14 protein-coding genes and 1 pseudogene are annotated in these 15,398 nt (G+C 66.8%); 7 read left to right on the forward strand and 8 right to left on the reverse strand.

What is annotated here, in order from left to right:
* Window positions 1-315: 315 nt before the first annotated feature.
* Together ACFYXC_RS33790 and ACFYXC_RS33795 are read right to left on the reverse strand one after the other, a co-directional pair.
* Window positions 316-2,142, reverse strand: coding sequence for an acyl-CoA dehydrogenase (locus tag ACFYXC_RS33790; protein ID WP_389556024.1), 1,827 nt, complete (start codon window positions 2,140-2,142; stop codon window positions 316-318).
* Between the two features lie 270 nt (window positions 2,143-2,412).
* Entirely contained in the window at window positions 2,413-2,853 is a 441-nt protein-coding gene (locus tag ACFYXC_RS33795; RefSeq protein ID WP_389556025.1) for an ATP-binding protein, read from the reverse strand.
* A 162-nt stretch (window positions 2,854-3,015) separates the two neighbouring features.
* On the opposite strand from ACFYXC_RS33795, the gene ACFYXC_RS33800 reads away from it, so the two are divergent.
* Window positions 3,016-3,396 (forward strand): STAS domain-containing protein, encoded by a 381-nt coding sequence (locus tag ACFYXC_RS33800; protein ID WP_389556027.1) that lies wholly within the window; start codon window positions 3,016-3,018, stop codon window positions 3,394-3,396.
* Between the two features lie 593 nt (window positions 3,397-3,989).
* On the opposite strand, the gene ACFYXC_RS33805 is transcribed toward ACFYXC_RS33800, so the two are convergent.
* The gene (locus tag ACFYXC_RS33805) at window positions 3,990-4,532 is read right to left on the reverse strand and encodes a Uma2 family endonuclease (protein WP_389556130.1); all 543 of its coding nucleotides are present in this window, start codon (window positions 4,530-4,532) and stop codon (window positions 3,990-3,992) included.
* 158 nt (window positions 4,533-4,690) lie between these two features.
* The gene (locus ACFYXC_RS33810; RefSeq protein WP_389556029.1) at window positions 4,691-5,182 is read right to left on the reverse strand and encodes a hypothetical protein; all 492 of its coding nucleotides are present in this window, start codon (window positions 5,180-5,182) and stop codon (window positions 4,691-4,693) included.
* 838 nt (window positions 5,183-6,020) lie between these two features.
* Between ACFYXC_RS33810 and ACFYXC_RS33815 the strand changes: the two genes are divergently transcribed.
* From ACFYXC_RS33815 to ACFYXC_RS33825, 3 genes are all read left to right on the forward strand, one after another.
* The gene (locus ACFYXC_RS33815; protein ID WP_389556031.1) at window positions 6,021-7,298 is read left to right on the forward strand and encodes a transposase; all 1,278 of its coding nucleotides are present in this window, start codon (window positions 6,021-6,023) and stop codon (window positions 7,296-7,298) included.
* 299 nt (window positions 7,299-7,597) lie between these two features.
* On the forward strand, window positions 7,598-8,353 hold the full coding sequence (locus ACFYXC_RS33820; RefSeq protein WP_389556033.1) for a GNAT family N-acetyltransferase: 756 nt from the start codon (window positions 7,598-7,600) through the stop codon (window positions 8,351-8,353).
* 580 nt (window positions 8,354-8,933) lie between these two features.
* Entirely contained in the window at window positions 8,934-10,127 is a 1,194-nt protein-coding gene (locus ACFYXC_RS33825; protein WP_389556035.1) for an acyl-CoA dehydrogenase family protein, read from the forward strand.
* A gap of 101 nt (window positions 10,128-10,228) precedes the next feature.
* Here the strand turns inward: ACFYXC_RS33825 and ACFYXC_RS33830 are convergent.
* Window positions 10,229-10,396: pseudogene (locus ACFYXC_RS33830) on the reverse strand (transposase); the annotation flags it as partial.
* Window positions 10,397-10,582: 186 nt separating this feature from the next.
* Between ACFYXC_RS33830 and ACFYXC_RS33835 the strand changes: the two are divergent.
* Complete coding sequence (locus ACFYXC_RS33835; RefSeq protein WP_389556037.1) at window positions 10,583-10,888, forward strand: DUF6207 family protein; 306 nt, start codon at window positions 10,583-10,585, stop codon at window positions 10,886-10,888.
* Window positions 10,889-10,943: 55 nt separating this feature from the next.
* On the opposite strand, the gene ACFYXC_RS33840 is transcribed toward ACFYXC_RS33835, so the two are convergent.
* Complete coding sequence (locus tag ACFYXC_RS33840) at window positions 10,944-11,141, reverse strand: Rmf/CrpP fold protein (RefSeq protein WP_389556038.1); 198 nt, start codon at window positions 11,139-11,141, stop codon at window positions 10,944-10,946.
* Window positions 11,142-11,217: 76 nt separating this feature from the next.
* Window positions 11,218-11,646: a DUF6892 domain-containing protein gene (locus ACFYXC_RS33845; protein WP_389556040.1), complete on the reverse strand. Its 429-nt coding sequence runs from the start codon at window positions 11,644-11,646 to the stop codon at window positions 11,218-11,220.
* A gap of 616 nt (window positions 11,647-12,262) precedes the next feature.
* On the opposite strand from ACFYXC_RS33845, the gene ACFYXC_RS33850 reads away from it, so the two are divergent.
* On the forward strand, window positions 12,263-13,267 hold the full coding sequence (locus ACFYXC_RS33850) for a helix-turn-helix domain-containing protein (RefSeq protein WP_389556041.1): 1,005 nt from the start codon (window positions 12,263-12,265) through the stop codon (window positions 13,265-13,267).
* 126 nt (window positions 13,268-13,393) lie between these two features.
* Here ACFYXC_RS33850 and ACFYXC_RS33855 read toward each other — a convergent pair whose 3' ends face one another.
* Window positions 13,394-14,161 carry a transposase gene (locus ACFYXC_RS33855; protein WP_389556042.1) on the reverse strand — a complete coding sequence of 256 codons (768 nt, stop codon included), beginning with the start codon at window positions 14,159-14,161 and terminating at the stop codon, window positions 13,394-13,396.
* 139 nt (window positions 14,162-14,300) lie between these two features.
* Between ACFYXC_RS33855 and ACFYXC_RS33860 the strand changes: the two genes are divergently transcribed.
* Complete coding sequence (locus ACFYXC_RS33860; RefSeq protein ID WP_389556043.1) at window positions 14,301-15,353, forward strand: NADP-dependent oxidoreductase; 1,053 nt, start codon at window positions 14,301-14,303, stop codon at window positions 15,351-15,353.
* Window positions 15,354-15,398 lie beyond the last annotated feature (45 nt).

The following is a 15,398-nucleotide window of genomic DNA, read 5'->3' on the forward strand; positions in this document are numbered from 1 at the left end:
GGCCACGCATCGTCGCTGGTGACTGTGCATGGAGGCCCACGATGACGCTCAGATCCGCCAACTCAAACACTCGTTCGCCAGGTGAAGCGCGCAATCACGCGCACCCGGCCTTCAACGCACGGAGTTTCAGCGTCACAGGGGTGCCGGTATCGGGCTGGTGGCGAGAAAGGCAGTGGGCAGCCTACTGTGCAGCCGCGCCCAGGAGGGGCTTGGGGGGCGGTGGCACGGACCGACGCCACGATGCCCGCCGCTTCTTTCACTGATGCCATCCCCCCCACAGGCGGTCGACAATGCCGGGCAGGCGGTGTGCACCGATCATGAGTCGCGCGGGGACGAGGTCTGCGGTGTCAGTATCGGCAGGGAGGCCAGGTGTTCCTCCGGTACGGCGAACGCCTCCGTCAACGCGGCCAGGTGCGGTGCAAGCCTCGTGGTCAGGTCGCGCACAGTGCCGGGGAGGGAGCGGACCTGTTCGACGGTGAAGATGCGTTCGGCCAGCAGGGTCCCACTGTGCGGGGCCAGCCGATCGAGCAGGAACAGGGTGCGCAAGTCCTCCAGGGTGGCGCGGGTGCCTGGGTCGGTGACCTGGGCACAGGCTGTGGTGAAGGCGTCGGCTGCCTGACCCACCGTGTAGGTTTCGACCAAGGCGAGTGCCGCGGCGGAGGCATGGTTCCAGCGCCCGAGTGCATCACCTGTGCCGCTGCGGATGTCCCGGCGGGCGGTGAGGTGCCAGTGGCGCTCGGCGGCGGCCAGTGCGCGGTGCAGGAAGGCGGGGTCGGTCAGGGATTCCTGACCGGTCGCCGCTTCCTCCGGCTCCGGTGCGGCTACGTGGCCGAAGATCATCTCGGCTCCGGCCTTGCACCAGACGGCAAGGTTGTCGCCCTCGGCGGTGATGGCTCCGTCAGCGTTGGCGGTGAACTCCGCGAGGCCGTTCACCGGGAACAGGGCGCGGGCGCCGCAGCGTTCTCGGCTCTCGATCGTGATGTCGCGGGCCTGCCAGGTGATCCAGCCCTTGGCCATCGCCACCAGCCGTTCCGTTTCCTCCCGGTCCTCGGGACGGTGGGTGATCCAGCGTTCGGTGACCGTGCGGTGCAGGAAGGTCATGGCGTACGCCGTGGCGGTGCAGGAGAGCAGCCGTCCGTGATGACTGCGGTGCGCGGCCAGCGGGATGCGCTCTCCGGTGACCGGCCCTGAGATGTGCCGCAGGTATGCGTAACGCACCGCGATCGCCAGCGCCGCGCGGCTGCCTCCCAGGGTGCTCGCACTCATGCACAGCTTGCCGACCGTCACCCGGCGGATGGCGTGCAGGAACCGTTTGCGCGGGCTGCCGACGGCACTGGCGAGGGTGCCCTGTGCGGCCAGTTGTCCGTGTGGGCCCTGGAGCAGTGCGGTGCGAGGCAGGCGTACGTGGTCGAAACTGGTGACACAGTGGTCCACCGGGCTGCCGATCCGGTCCGGCAGCATCGTCACGGTGATACCCGGCAGGGTTCCCTGGCCGTCACTCAGCGGGGTGAGGAACAGGAAGACGCCCTCGTCCCGGTCACCGACCAGCAGCCGGGCCGCGACCACCGCGCTCTTCGGCCCGCCCGCGGGGCTGGTGTTGGGCATGTACTTCTGCGCGCCCCTGTGCGGGGTGTGCAGCACGAACTCGTCCCGGTCGTGGTCGTAGCGCGCGGTGGTCTCCAGGGCGGCCGCGTCATTGCCGTGGGCGTGCTCGGTGCACAGGAAGGTCCCGGTGATGGAAAGTGCCGTGAACTCGTCCAGGTCGCGTGCGGGCGAAACGTCGTCGTCGAGGAGGCTGCCGAGGAAGAGGTTGTAGTGGATGCCGGCCACGGTGGCAGTCGCCCCGTCCACCACCGATGTCCACTCGTGCAGGGCGGCCAGTGCACGCGGGTTCCCGACCAGGTCCTGCACGCACTCCACTTCCTCGTTCAGGGCCCGCAGCCGGTCGTACGACTGCTGCCACCGCTCCTCGACATGCAGGTCGGTGCGGTGGCGGAACAGATCGGTCGAAATCGCCTTACGCCAGGCGGCATGGAGGTCGGGCCCCGTAACCCCGTCGCGGAAGAGGATCCCGGCCAGTTCACCGGCGTGAGGGGTCAGGCGCGGACCGTCCTGGACGTGAGCACTCGTGTTGATCGGCACACCTGAGCAACGACATGACCTGTGTACAGATACCAGAGCAGAGCAAACAGCCCATTTAAGAAGTATTTGTATCGGCAGCCTGACTACCCGGTCTCCGGCTCAAGGCCCTCTGGTGCTCGGCCCCGCCCAATACCGCCTGCCCTCCGGCGCCTTCAGCATGGCCACCAGGTCCCCGGGCAGCGCCGCGGAGTGGAGGGCACGGTCAACGAGTTCGCCCACGGGCACGGCATGCGCCGCTCCCCTGCCCCCTCACCCCGGGCATGAGCGTGCTCAGGCCAGGGCGATCCAGGCCACGACCCGTTTTCCCGCCGACTCGCACAAGACAGCGAAATGCTCACTCACCGATTTGACGATCTCCAGGCCGTGCTGCCCGATCCGACCCGGATCAGGAGCGCGCACGACCGGCGCGACGGGCGCGCTGTCCCGCACGGTGATCTCCACCCGCGCTGCGGTGATGCCCAGTTCCATGAGCACCGGGCCCGGGGCGTGTTTGAGGGCGTTGGTGACCAGTTCACTGACGACCAGCTGCGTGAGATCCCTCGCCCGCGCCGGCACCATCAGCAGGTGCTCAGTGGTCGCGTGCTCGAGGAAGGCCATGGCGTGGTGGCGGGCCTGGGCGATGCAGCCGTCCTCGCCGTCCAGCGCGTAGCCCGCCTCTATCAGACGGTTCCCGGACGCTGCACGGCTGGCAGTAGTGCCCTCAGACTCCAAACTCGTTCCACCTCTGAAATCACGTGGTGAACAGCACTGGGTACCCGGTATCGGACAGCCCATGTCCTGTACGGGCGGCGAAACGGCATCGCATGGTTGCCACGGCTGCGCGGTGGGGCAGAATCGCCCTGCATCCCCCCGCACCTCAAAGGCCGTGCACCAGTGAACGAGACGGTGACCACCATCCACAAGCCCAGCCCGCAGGACCGGCTCTCCATCGAGCACCACACCCACGACGGCGGCATCCGCGTCGTGAAGGTGAAGGGCGAACTCGACGCCGACACCTGCCCGCTGCTCGAAGCCGCCCTGCGTCCCGAAGACGGCCCCCAGCCGCCGCACGTCGTCGTCGACCTCAGCGGCGTGCCTTTCATGGACTCCAGTGGCATCACCCTCTTCACCGTCGCCTACAGGACACTGACGAACGCCGGCGGATGGCTGCGCATCGCCGCACCCACCACTCCCGTTCACCGCGTCCTCAACATCGTCGGACTCGACACCGTCATCGACTGCCACCCCACCCTCGACGACGCCCTCACCGCCTGACCACCAGCAGAGAGCCGCAGCCCCGCCGCCGGTCGACAGCCGGCACCCGCGCCCGACCGCCCCGATCCGTCAACGCCGACAGACCACCGGCTGATCACGTGTGCGTGACGGACAAGGGTCCTACAGTGACGCCTGCCGCAACCATCCCCCAGACCCTTCACGGGCTGCCAACGCTTTCTTCACGGCGCAGCCGCCAGGCCCGCGTGCGGTACTTCGGCGAGCAGTACACCGACTCCGTCCGCTTACGCACCAACGCTGCCGCCCCGCAGACCGGTCAGCGGTCTTGCCCCCACACGACCCCGCCCCGCACCAGATCCAGGTCCTGGCTGTGGCTCCCGGATTTTCGCCGCCCGACGTAATCGCACGAGACAGCCTTTTACGAAGACCTCCCCAGGGGCGCCGACTCATCACCGACGCTGGCACCCGCCCGAGCCTGTGGCCCCGTACCGCACTGCAACAGTGCTCCCCCGGCCCGAGGTAACCGCCGGCTCATTTTCGGTGGCGGCCAGCCTGGTCGTCAGGGGCGCCGCTCATGGCCGCCACCGCTCCGGCGCTCGCGAGCCCGGGCGGTCCCTTGGCTTGATCATCGGGGGCTACTGGCGGGCGAGGCCGGCGGGGTCGATGTCGACGGCGAACGGGGTGTTGATCCGGGTGGTGGTCCCGGCGAGGGCGGTAGTCGTTTCGACGTAGCGTCCTGCGCGTAGTTCGCTGACGATGAGCCGGGGCGCGGGGTCGAACTCGAGGCGCCAGAAGTGGGGGATGGCCGCCTCGGCATACAGGAGGGGCTTGAATTTGCGGTCCATGGTCTTGTTGCCGGGTGAGACGAGTTCGACGACGAGCTGGACGGCGTCGGCGTCCACGCTGACGGTGTCCTGGGCTGTGGCGCCGGCGTCGGTGACGACGAGGTCGGAGACGACCAGGCCGGAGGGGAGGCTGACGTTGATGGCTTCGAGGACCTCTACCGGTGCGCCGGCCGCGGCGTCGAGGATGACGTGGAGCCTGAAGGACGCGCGCTGGTGGCGGACTCCGGGCGCGGGCGACATCACCAGGGACTCTCCGAGCAGTTCGTAACGGGTCGTACGGTCCTCCGGCAGGGCCAGGACGTCCTCAACCGTCCAGGGGCCGGTGTGATCCATGGCAACGCTCACCAGCTCCACCTCCTTCGCATGCCGAGCAGTGCTCCCAGTGTGGCCTAGGCCAGCTGCCGCTGTCGCCTGCCCGGCTTCTTTGAGCGAGCTCCGTCAGCTAGCATACGATGGCCTCGATGAGTCACGCTATTCCGTTCCGCACTGCTTCAACGTTTTGACCACAGGATCTCCCTCGTAAAATCCTGGTCGCGCATTCTTAACACCCCAAAGGCCGTCGGCACGCGATCCTTTAGTTGCTGCAGTTCGTTATCTCGACGCACCCAGCGAATGCCATCACGATCCAAGAAGACAGCTGCCCGCACGTTCAGCGTGACACCCTGCTTAGGACGCTGGTTGGGCGCCCCGCCAGATACCTCCGAATATCTGAGTGCATCTACATCGTAGATCCACTCAGTGCAGGGCGCCATATCGATCGACCCCGCAATTACTTGGGCGTGGATAAATTCCGTTGGAGGGACAACAAGCACCTCGAAATAAATAGTCATTCGAATTGGGTCGAGTGACCTATTCAAAACGTGAAGACTCTTATCGCCCTTCTTTTCCGAGTTGGTGATCCAGTAGTTCACGCGGCTGGCCTGGGCGCGCCTGTCCCTTTGGGAATCCTCCTGTGACTGATCAAGCTGATCCTTCGACACCATGGCTCCGTAGTAGGTAGCGACGGCGGTGAACAGCAGGGTTCCGATCCCTGCGAAGATTCCAACTACCGCACCCCACCTGGTCCAGTCGGTTTGCTGCCACCAATGCCGACCTGGCCCGACGCCGCTCACCCGGCCTGGCCTCGGACGTTGACTTGTCGGCCGCAGCCTGACCCGCCGATCGTTCGTCCCCATGTACGCCTCCATTGCCGTCTTTGCCCACAGAGGCGCATACAAGGGCTAGCTGGCTCCCAAGACACTCCAGCCCCGCACATGCGGAGATTTGCGGCCGGACATGAACTCTGCATCGATGCCCAGGAAGTCAGTCAACCTGGCGGCACTTACGATGAGTTGATGTGTCCCGACTTGCGTAGAGTCGCGTTGCTGGGTTTCACGCTACAGGTGGTTACCGCAGCTCGAGATCACCGTCTCCTTCGCGGCGGACATCGACCTCGGCTAACTTGACTCTGTCGGGGATCTTGGAGTTCCTCGGTGCGGCAGCCTGATCAACCGGCATGCTCGGGTGGTTCCGCCGACCGATGTAGTTGTCGAGGTGCCCGTTGTCCCTTCGCCCCCGTTCCGGTGAGCAAGTCCCTTCTCTGACCGCGCAGATCGCGCGGGCGAGCAACCCGGGCGGTACGACGGCGATATGGGTACGCGATCGCCTCGATGGGCTGTGGTGCGACGAGGACTTCGCCGACTGGTACCCGCGGGATGGGCGCCCGGGGCTCTCGCCTGCTCAACTGGCCACCGTCTGTGTGCTGCAGTTCCTGCTCGGCTTGTCGGACCGGCAGGCCGCCGAGGCGGTCCGCTGTCGCATCGACTCAAGTACGCCATGCCGATGGAACTGGACGATCCCGGGTTCCACCACAGCGTGCTGGCCGACTTCCGCGACCGTCTCGCCGAAGGCGATCGCGCTGACCGCCTCCTCGACCTCGTGCTGGCCCGCCTCACGGAGGCCGGACTGGTGCGCGAGCGCACCACGCAGCGCACCGACTCCACCCACGTCCTGGCCGCGGTGCGCGACCTGACCCGCCTGGAGCTGGTCACCGAGGCGGTCCGCGGCGCACTCGAAGAAGTCGCCGGTATGTCCCCTCACCTGCTGGACGAGCTGGTCGATGAGGAGTGGGGCCGCCGCTACGGTCGGCCGGTCCGCCTGGGCAAGAACCCCACCAGGCCCACGACCAGGATCCTGGCCACCGGGAACGATGCCGCCCGGCTCCTGGAACACCTCTACCGGCACGGAGCAGGCCGCACGTCCGGCCCTCGCATCCAGGCCCTGCGCCAGATCATGGTGCAGAACTACCACCGTGACCAGGCAGGCCGGCTGCACTGGCGCACCGCCGAGAAGGAAGGCGGACCCGGGCTGCCGCCCTCGTCCCGGGCAGTCGTCTCGCCCTACGACGCCTCGGCCCGCTATGCGAGGCACGGGCACATCGTCAGCTGGAAGGGGTTCGCCGCTCATCTGACGGAGACCTGTGCTCCCGATGGCCCCAACGTGATCACGGACGTGGCCACCACCGCGGCCACCACCCACGACAGTCAGGTCCTGCCCGGCATCCACACCCGTCTGGCGCGGCGCGGGCTGCTGCCCGCCGAGCATCTGGTCGACGCCGGCTACACGTCCCTGCCCCACCTCGAACAAGCCACCCGTGAACACCAGATCACGGTCTTCGGGCCGCTGCGGAGCAACCCCACCCGCCAACACCGGCAGAACGAGGGCTTCGCCCGGGACGACTTCCACATCGACTACGACCGTCAGCAGGTCACGTGTCCTCAGGGGCAGGTCAGTGCGGGCTGGCACGGCCCTTACCCAACCTCGTCACCCACCGCGGCCCCGCTGATCGTGGCCAGGTTCACCAAGAGTCAGTGCCGTCCCTGCCCGGCCCGCACCCAGTGCACCTCCACCGCCGACAGTGCCCGAACCGTGGGCTTTCCCCCGCGAGAACTCCGTGACCTGCAACTTCGCGTCCGCGCGGAGCAACAGACGCCCGAGTGGAAGACCCGCTATGCGGTCCGCTCAGGAGTGGAGGGCACGGTCAACGAGTTCGCCCACGGACACGGCATGCGGCGCTGCCGCTACCGCGGACAGAGGAAACCCACATCCAGCACGTCCTGACGGCCATCGCCGTCACCATCGAGCGTCTCAGCGGACTGTCACCGGACGAGGACACACCCAGGCCCCGCCGACCGACTGCCTTCCAGAGCTACCTCGACCAGCGCGAGCTGCCCCGGCCGAAGTCCTGGCGGACCCTGGGCACCTGACCTCGACGACTCCAAGATCCCCGACAGAGTCCCGAATGCGAGACAGGGCCCAACTCGGGACAGTCCGGGGACTCCACGAAACCGGAGTCAGCTCAGTCTTCTGGCACGGAACTTGCCAGAAACTCTGGACGTTCTCCGGTCATGACAGTGGACATGATCACCGACCTTGAGCCGCAGTTGGCCAACTGCCGCGATTTTTGGCTGGGATGGGGAGAGGCAGACCACGCCGATGGCGGCCTCACCTATTACCGCAGCGGACTTATGCACGGTCAACTCAACGGAGTACTCCGGTTGCAGAACAGTAGTGAAATTGGCCAGGCTCTTGCCATGGCCAAGAGCCGTTTGGCTGGCGTGCCCTGGTTGTGGTGGGTGGGGCCGGACAGCACGTCTGGGGTCGCTGACGAGCTTCTTAAGCAGGGCGCGGAACGCGTCGGTACGATGCCGGTTATGGCCGTCGCCCTCGATCGGGTCGCTGATGTGACAGGACCGCCGGAGCTGACTATCGAAACCGTGGAAGGCGCCGAGTCCCTCACCGAATGGGCCCGGGTTTGTAGTCCTTCCTTCGGAGCGGGGCCGGAGCTTGTAGCGGGTGTCGCGCGCATCGAAGCGGCGCGTGGGAATGCCTCTCGCATCGTGCGCCTCACCGCCCGTATCGGTCAGAAGGCTGTGGGTACCGCGTTCATGTTTGATGCTCATGACGTGGCCGGGATCTACACGGTCACGACGGCCCAGAGCTACCGCCGACAGGGCATCGGCGCGATGCTCACCGCGGCCGCCTTGGAGGCGGGCCGCCAGCGAGGGCTGCGCATCGGCACTCTCCAGGCCAGCGAGATAGGTGCATCCGTTTACGCGCGCATGGGGTTCAAGCAAGTTGCCGAATACCAGCTTTTTCAGCCCCCGGTGTCCTGACGAGTTCGTGCACGACAGACGGTGAGACGTCGAGAACTTCGGTGTGCTCTGTATTCACGCCCGTCGTGTCGCGCTCAAGTCAGCGGTCTGCTGGTGGGAGAGCAGGCCGCGACGGCTTGGGCGATGCCGCTCGTGTGCTTTCTGCGGCCGTGATGTCGGGGCAGGGCGCGCCGGTTTCATATGCGCAATGCCCGTGCTCGACCCAGATCCGGCGTGCTGAGTATGCCTTGCGCTGGCGCTCGTACATCTCCTCGTACCAGTTCAGGGCGCTCTTCTTGTACTTCCGGTGCGGTGGTCACTACCCGGCCGCCGGTCTGGGCGCCCTGGCAGCCGGCATCGGCAAGGATCTGGATTGCATGTCCGTCGGTCAAGAGCCGGGCCAGGCTAGTACTCCAGCAGGATTTCGCTGTCTGACCTGTGGGTTTGGCTGGGCGGCTGGATTACTGGCAGTAGTTGTCATACCGGGGTACAGAGGTTCAGGAAGCTGCCCGTGCCGACGGCGTTGATCAGACGCCATACGGGCCAAGTGTACGATCGATTTGCGGCTTACCGACGTTCACACGACAATTGAGGACGGCATGTGACCACAGACACCGATGACTTCAGCTTCGTCGAAGGCGAAGAGTGGTGCGGCCATGAGGAGTTACGCCGGGCCGCGCTGGAGAGCGCCGAAATGGCCCGCTCCCTGGCCCCGGTGACCGAAGGGCAGAGGTCCCTGGCCGGCGAACTGGTCGACAAGCTTGTCAACGACGGGCTGCTGCGTACCGGAGTGCCACGCTCGGTGGACGGGCCGATGGCACCGCCTTCGGTGATGTTTCGCTCCGCCGAGGCGATCGCACGGGGTGATGCCTCTGCTGGCTGGTGCGTCTCCATCGCGATGACATCGAGCCTCCTGGGCGCCTACCTGCCCCCGAAGGGCGCCGAAGAGGTATTCGGCCTCCCGCGGTCCACGGCCTCTGGCGTTTGGGCCCCCACGGCCACGGCCCGAACCGTGGACGGTGGCGTCATCGTGTCGGGCCATTGGTCGTTCTGTAGCGGCATCTCTCACGCTGACTGGCTGTTCGCCGGATGCCTGCTGAGCTCTGGGCACGAGCAATCGCAGCCGACCTTGCCACGGGTAGTAGCCCTTCCCAAGGAGCAACTGGAGATCCCCGACACATGGCACACCGGTGGCCTGCGCGGAACTGGCAGCCACGACGCCGTCGCCGACCAGGTCTTCGTGCCCGACCACCGCGTGCTCTCCCTCGTGGATGGGCCGCCGGCCGGCGCCGAACCACTCCACCGGTTCCCCGCCATCGCCTTCTTCGCTCTGTCAGTCGCCGCCGCCGCGCTGGGCAACGCCCGCGGAGCCGTCGACGACCTACTGGCGCTGGCGAGCGCCAAGAAGCCCCTCGGCTCAAGCCGTACCCTGGCTGAACGGTCGCTGACACAGATCGCCGTTGCACAGGCGGAGGCATCCCTGCGGGCCGCACGCCTGCTGTACTACCAGGCAGTCGAGGATGCCTGGCGAGTCGTGAAGTCCGGCGGGCCTGTGCCGCAGGAACTGCGGGCGGGACTGCGCCTGGCGGGAACGCACGCGGCACGCGTCGCAACGGAGGTGACCGACGCAATGTACGAACTCGGCGGAGGAGCGGCCGTCTACGAGACCTCGCCCCTGCAGCGCCGGTTCCGGGACGCGCACACGATGACGGCCCACGTCCAGCTGAAGCCGGGCATGTACAAGGCAGCGGGGGCGTTCCTGCTCGGTCTGCCGGTGCGGGACCAGGACCTTTGAGCGCGCCGCGCCGCGAAACGGCGCGCATCCGCCTTCCGTGCCGCCCCTGGTAAGGGCTTCGGATGCATCACCCGCAGGACCGGCCGATTCGCGATGGGCGCGGTGGTGGAGTCGATGCTGACCAGGGACAGGTCCATCTCGCCCGCAGGGCCTCGAAGACGCTGGCGTCACGCCACTGCCGGAAGCGGTTGTGGACGGTTGACCAGGCGCCGAACTCCTGGGGGCATCTCCCGCCATTGCCCGCCGGTCTTGAACCGCCAGATCACGCCTAGCGCGATCAGCTCCTTGGTGCCGTCCGCGTGCACTTCCATGACGACCAGGACGACCAAATGGTGCCCGTCGCCTGTTCCAGGTGGCGGGCACCGAAAGGTTGCGGGCTCCGGCAGCCGAACCCGGCCCGGGTGAAACCGTCCCGGCACCCGAACCTCCGGGGCCGCCGGCACGTCGTGCCAGGCATGAGACCCATCCATGACACACACGTCGCCCTGCCCGGCCTGGCCGTGGTGGACGTCGCGGCCGCCGACGACGCCACCGCCTCCGCCGTCCAAAACCTCCTCGCCACGCACCACGCCATCGCCCCCGCCGACCGGACCACGAGGAAACCCGGCGAGCCCGGCTGCGCTGCTTCATCGACCTGCGCAACGCCATCGAGCCCGGCTTCAACCGACTCAAGGGCTTCCGCGGTATCGCCACCAGATACGACAAGACCGCCACCCCCTACGAGGCAGCGGTCAGTCTTGCGTCATTCCTGCTCTGGGTAAGATCAGATGGAAGTGGACCAGTCGTGGCGTGCGCTCATGCGGCTCGCTCTGCCACCTACTGTGGATCCCTGGGTTCCTCGCCCCTGCCGGACGACTGGCGCGCAGCACCTGGGGCAGTGCCGTAATAGCCGCTGATCCACGCGGTGCGCAGCGCGGACGGCCGCGGGTACTGGCACGTCAGATACGACTCCCCTCTCTGACTGGCTTTGAGGCCCTCCTCGACGGCCCGTGCAATGTCCTCGGGTATGTCCATGCCGCACTCTCTCCCGTCACCTTCTTGGCTGCTGCTCGGTCTCACGCCTGTGGTCGAGGCCGCTCGTTCGCCGACGCTAGTCGGCGACTATGCCGCGGGCGCTGAGGACGTTCCGCAACTCCGGGCCCAGGAACTCGGAGCCAAGGACGCGCCGGAGGTTGGGAAGCAGCACGAGGTCGTCGAGGGAAGCGACGTCGAACAAGTCGTCCTCGCCGTCCCAGACCGGGGCGCACTCTTGGTACACCTGGTTACCACCGTCCATGCACAGCTCCTCGACGTCGGCCAGGAGTTCCTCGCTGATCTCCAGTGATGCGAAGAAGCTGCGCGCCTCGGGCACAACCTGGTACGCCAGGCCGCGCTGCTGCGCGTACTCCCAGGGCGCGTCGCTGAGCCCCTTCTCCTTCAGGAGGTCAGCGAGGCGGAACTGAGGCGTGAGCGTCTCATCGATGTACATCAGCTGCTCGACGACGACGAGCTTGAAGTTGAAGTCCTTAAACGTGGCCATGCACACAACCTAGACGGCACCACTGACACCAAGACCACCACAGTCTGACAACGGAGCACACCTGGTCCGGAAGAGTTCGGCAGCTTGTGAAGCAGGTCGTGGACAAGGTCACGGAAGCCGAGCGGCGGGAGCCAGGGCATCCCGACCAATAAGAGGACCGCGCCTGCCGCGATGACACCCCACATCCCCCAGAGCCGGGCGCGTTGCCGGCGTCGGTCCAGTTCGTGGGGCGCGCGGTCATGCATATGTCGAGGCGTACTCATTTCCAGAATCAAACGCAAATATCCCCTTGGCCACCGGAACCGTGACAGCCATGTTGAACTACGCTGGCAAGATGGAAAAATTGGCAACCGAAAAATAGGCTATCGCAACTATGTGCAGTCGAGTTTCTCTGGTGGGTCGTTCGAGAGCTCGCCCTCCGGAGCACTTCAATGGATTGATGGCCGCCGCGTGGTCGAATCATCAGCCGCCGCTGCCTTTCATCGAGGTGTGGGAATAACACCTGGAACCTTACAGCGAGTTGGCCGCAAACCACGTCGGAGACGCTCATACCGCAGCAACGAGCTACATCACAGGAAGCAACACCTTCATTCTCTGCGAGCCCTAAACTGCGGAGGTGCTTAAGAACATGGAAGTCCGAACGGGAGACGCCGCCGGTGTCGCCGGGCCATTCGATAGGGCCGATTGGGAGCGTTTCTTGGCTGCGGAGACCGGCCTGCCGTGGTTGCTGCGGTTCTCGTCGCCGCCGAGCCTGGACGCGGACCATGCCGTGGTCCGGCGGAGTTGGGCCGACGACATCGCCGTGCTGGACTGGGAATCCGGTCCGTTCAGCGCGGTACGCGGTGCCCGTCAGATCGCAGGAACGGACGACGACTACCTGATCCTTTCCGTGATGGGTGCCGGCAGCGCGGTCTTTGGCCAGAACGGTCACGACTGGCAGCTGGGTCAAGGTGACATCTTCCTGTGGGAGAGCCGTAGTCCGGCGCAGATGGTGGCGCGCGAGCCCGTGGCCACGCGTAGTTTCGTGGTGCGACGGCGTGTCCAGGAGGACATGGGGTGCCAGCTGCGCATGGACGGTCCCGCGCGCGGTCCGCTGCCTGAGGTGCAACTACTGCGAAGCTATGTCGACGCCCTCAGCACATCGCTTCCACGGCTATCGGACGCGGCCGCCGTCGCGGCTCGCAACGCGCTGCTGGAGCTGGGCTGGGGTGCGCTCCAGTCGGCGTCGCCGCGGGATCCGTTGGCTGTGCTGTCTGCGCGACGGGCAGCCGTCGAGCGCTATGTGGAGAGCCATCTGGGTAGCAGGGACCTGTCCCCCGAAGAGGTGGCGGCGGCGCACAGCATTTCGGTGCGCACTCTCACGCGACTGTTCAGCGCGGCCGGAGACACGTTCACGGGGGTGCTGCGCGCCAAACGGATCGCCCGGGTGCGCGAGGAACTGCGGGTCGGAGATGCCACGGTCGTGTCGCTGGCGCAGCGGTGGGGCTTTGTCGACAGCAGTCATCTGAACCGGCGGTTCCGTGCCGTGTACGGGGTGTCCCCGCAGGAATACCGGCGCCGTGCCGCGCGCACTCGTGCGACACCGCCGGTCGAGCAACCCACGGACACGACGGACAGATGAATGGCTCAGGCAAGTGGGACGGCCGCCTCGTACTGCCTCGCGGCTTCCACGTACACGGTGCTGTCGGCAGGGCCTGCATAAGTTGGCGACGACGCCCCCTAGAGGTTGTCCCGTATGGGGTGAGAGTTATCCAGTGAGGGCCAGGTTGTGCAGACGGGCGATGCCGAGCATGGCCTGGTGAACTCCGTCGCCCTTGAGCCGGCAGTCCCGCAGAATCTTCCAGTTCTTCAACCGCGACAGGGCATGCTCCACCCGCGCCCGTGCCCGGCGGTGGACGGCGTTCTCTGCCTCCTGCTGTGGGCTGAGGTGGCTCTGGCCTGGTCGTTTGCGGTGCGGGATGAGGAGACCAGTGCCTTGGTAGCCGCCGTCGGCGATGGTCGGGACGCCCCGGCAGGCCCGGTCGATGCCGGACTCCGTGAAGGCCCGGCAGTCGTTGCGGCTACCGGGCAGCGGGAGCCCAATCGCCACCACCAGGCGGCTGTTGGCATCGATGACGACCTGCAAGTTGATCGAGTACCGATAGTTCTTGCTGGAAGCGGCGACGCTGCGGTCGCGGGTGGGCACCAGGGTGCCGTCGACAATATAGACGGTGTCCTTGCGCGGTCGGCGCGCGGGCGAGATCGCCAGCAGCGGTGCCAGGTGATCCAGGATTCGGTCGGCCGCGGACTTCGACACCCCGAACAAGGGCGCCACCTGCCGCAACGTGAGATTCGTGCGCCAGTACGTCGCCACCAGCAACACCCGATCCTCCAGGGGCAGCCGCCATGGCCGGCCCCGCTGAACATCGCCACCACGACGCCGCACCAGTGCCACCAGCCTCGCGAACTGCACCTCGGTCAGACCCGTAAACGGCTCGATCCACTTCGGATCATCTGCTGAGATCACCCCACCCATACCCGACCAACGCACCAACCACCCCACCGGTTACGGGACAACCTCTAGTTGGGGACGCCGCGGCCGACTGTGTGAGCCGCGGATGCCGGTCCGGGCTGCTTCGCCGCTGCCGGACCCGACAGCAAACAAGGAGATGCGGATGTCGACCGTCAAGGAGAACCGAGCGTTCCGGCTGAGCAAGCGCCCCAGAGGACTCGCTGAGGAACCCGGCCTGGAGCTGGTCACGACAGAGATACCCGTTCTGGAGGACGGGCAGGCCCTGGTCAGGACGTTGGTGCTCTCCGTGGACCCGTCGAGCCGGATCTTCATGAGTGACATCCGCAGCGACCTGCCTCCGGTGCAGGAGGGCTCGGTCATGCGGGGAGTGGGCATCGGCCGAGTGGTTGCCTCCCGGCGGGCGGACCTTCCGGTCGGTGCGCGTGTACTGGGGTCGACCGGCTGGCAGGACTACCAGGTGGCCGATGACACCGAGCTGGAGACGCCGTTCACCGTACTGCCCGAACCTCTGCCCGCACCGCTGGAGGACCTGCTGGGTGTGCTGGGCCTCACCGGCATCACCGCGTGGCTCGCGGTGGAGATCGCCGACCCGCAGCCGGGCCGGACGGTCGTAGTCTCCGCGGCCGCCGGAGCAGTGGGGTCGATCGCCGGCCAGCTTGCGAAGGAGCGTGGTGCGCGGGTGATCGGAGTGGCCGGAGGGCCGGACAAGTGCCAGTACGTCGTCGAGGAGTTGGGATTCGACGCCTGCGTCGACCGACGAGACCCGCACTGGCGCGACCGGCTTGACGAGGCCACCCCCGACGGCATCGACGCGGACATCGAGAACGTCGGCGGGGAGATACTGGACCATGTGCTGAGCAGGATCACCACCGGAGCGCGTATCGCGATGTGCGGGATGATCGCCGACTACAGCGCCGACCCCGCCCAACGCCACGGCATCCGCAACCTGGTCGAACTGGTCGAGCAGCGTGCCACGGCATACGGCTTCTTGGTCGCAGACCACGCCAACCGTTTCGACGAGATCGCCGGGGAACTGGCAGTGCGGCTCGAGGACGGCCGACTGCGGCATGAGCGCGTGGTTCTGGAGGGACTGGAGCACGCGCCGGAGGCGCTCGCGCGCATCTTCCGGGGCGACAACCGCGGGAAGGTTCTTGTTCGGGTCGCGGCCGATGATGCCACGGACGGCACTGTCTGACGGGATCACGCCACCGTGTGGTGGGCGGACGGTCACCACACGGTG

It is taken from the genome of Streptomyces sp. NPDC002701, from assembly GCF_042889045.1.
GTDB lineage: Bacteria > Actinomycetota > Actinomycetes > Streptomycetales > Streptomycetaceae > Streptomyces.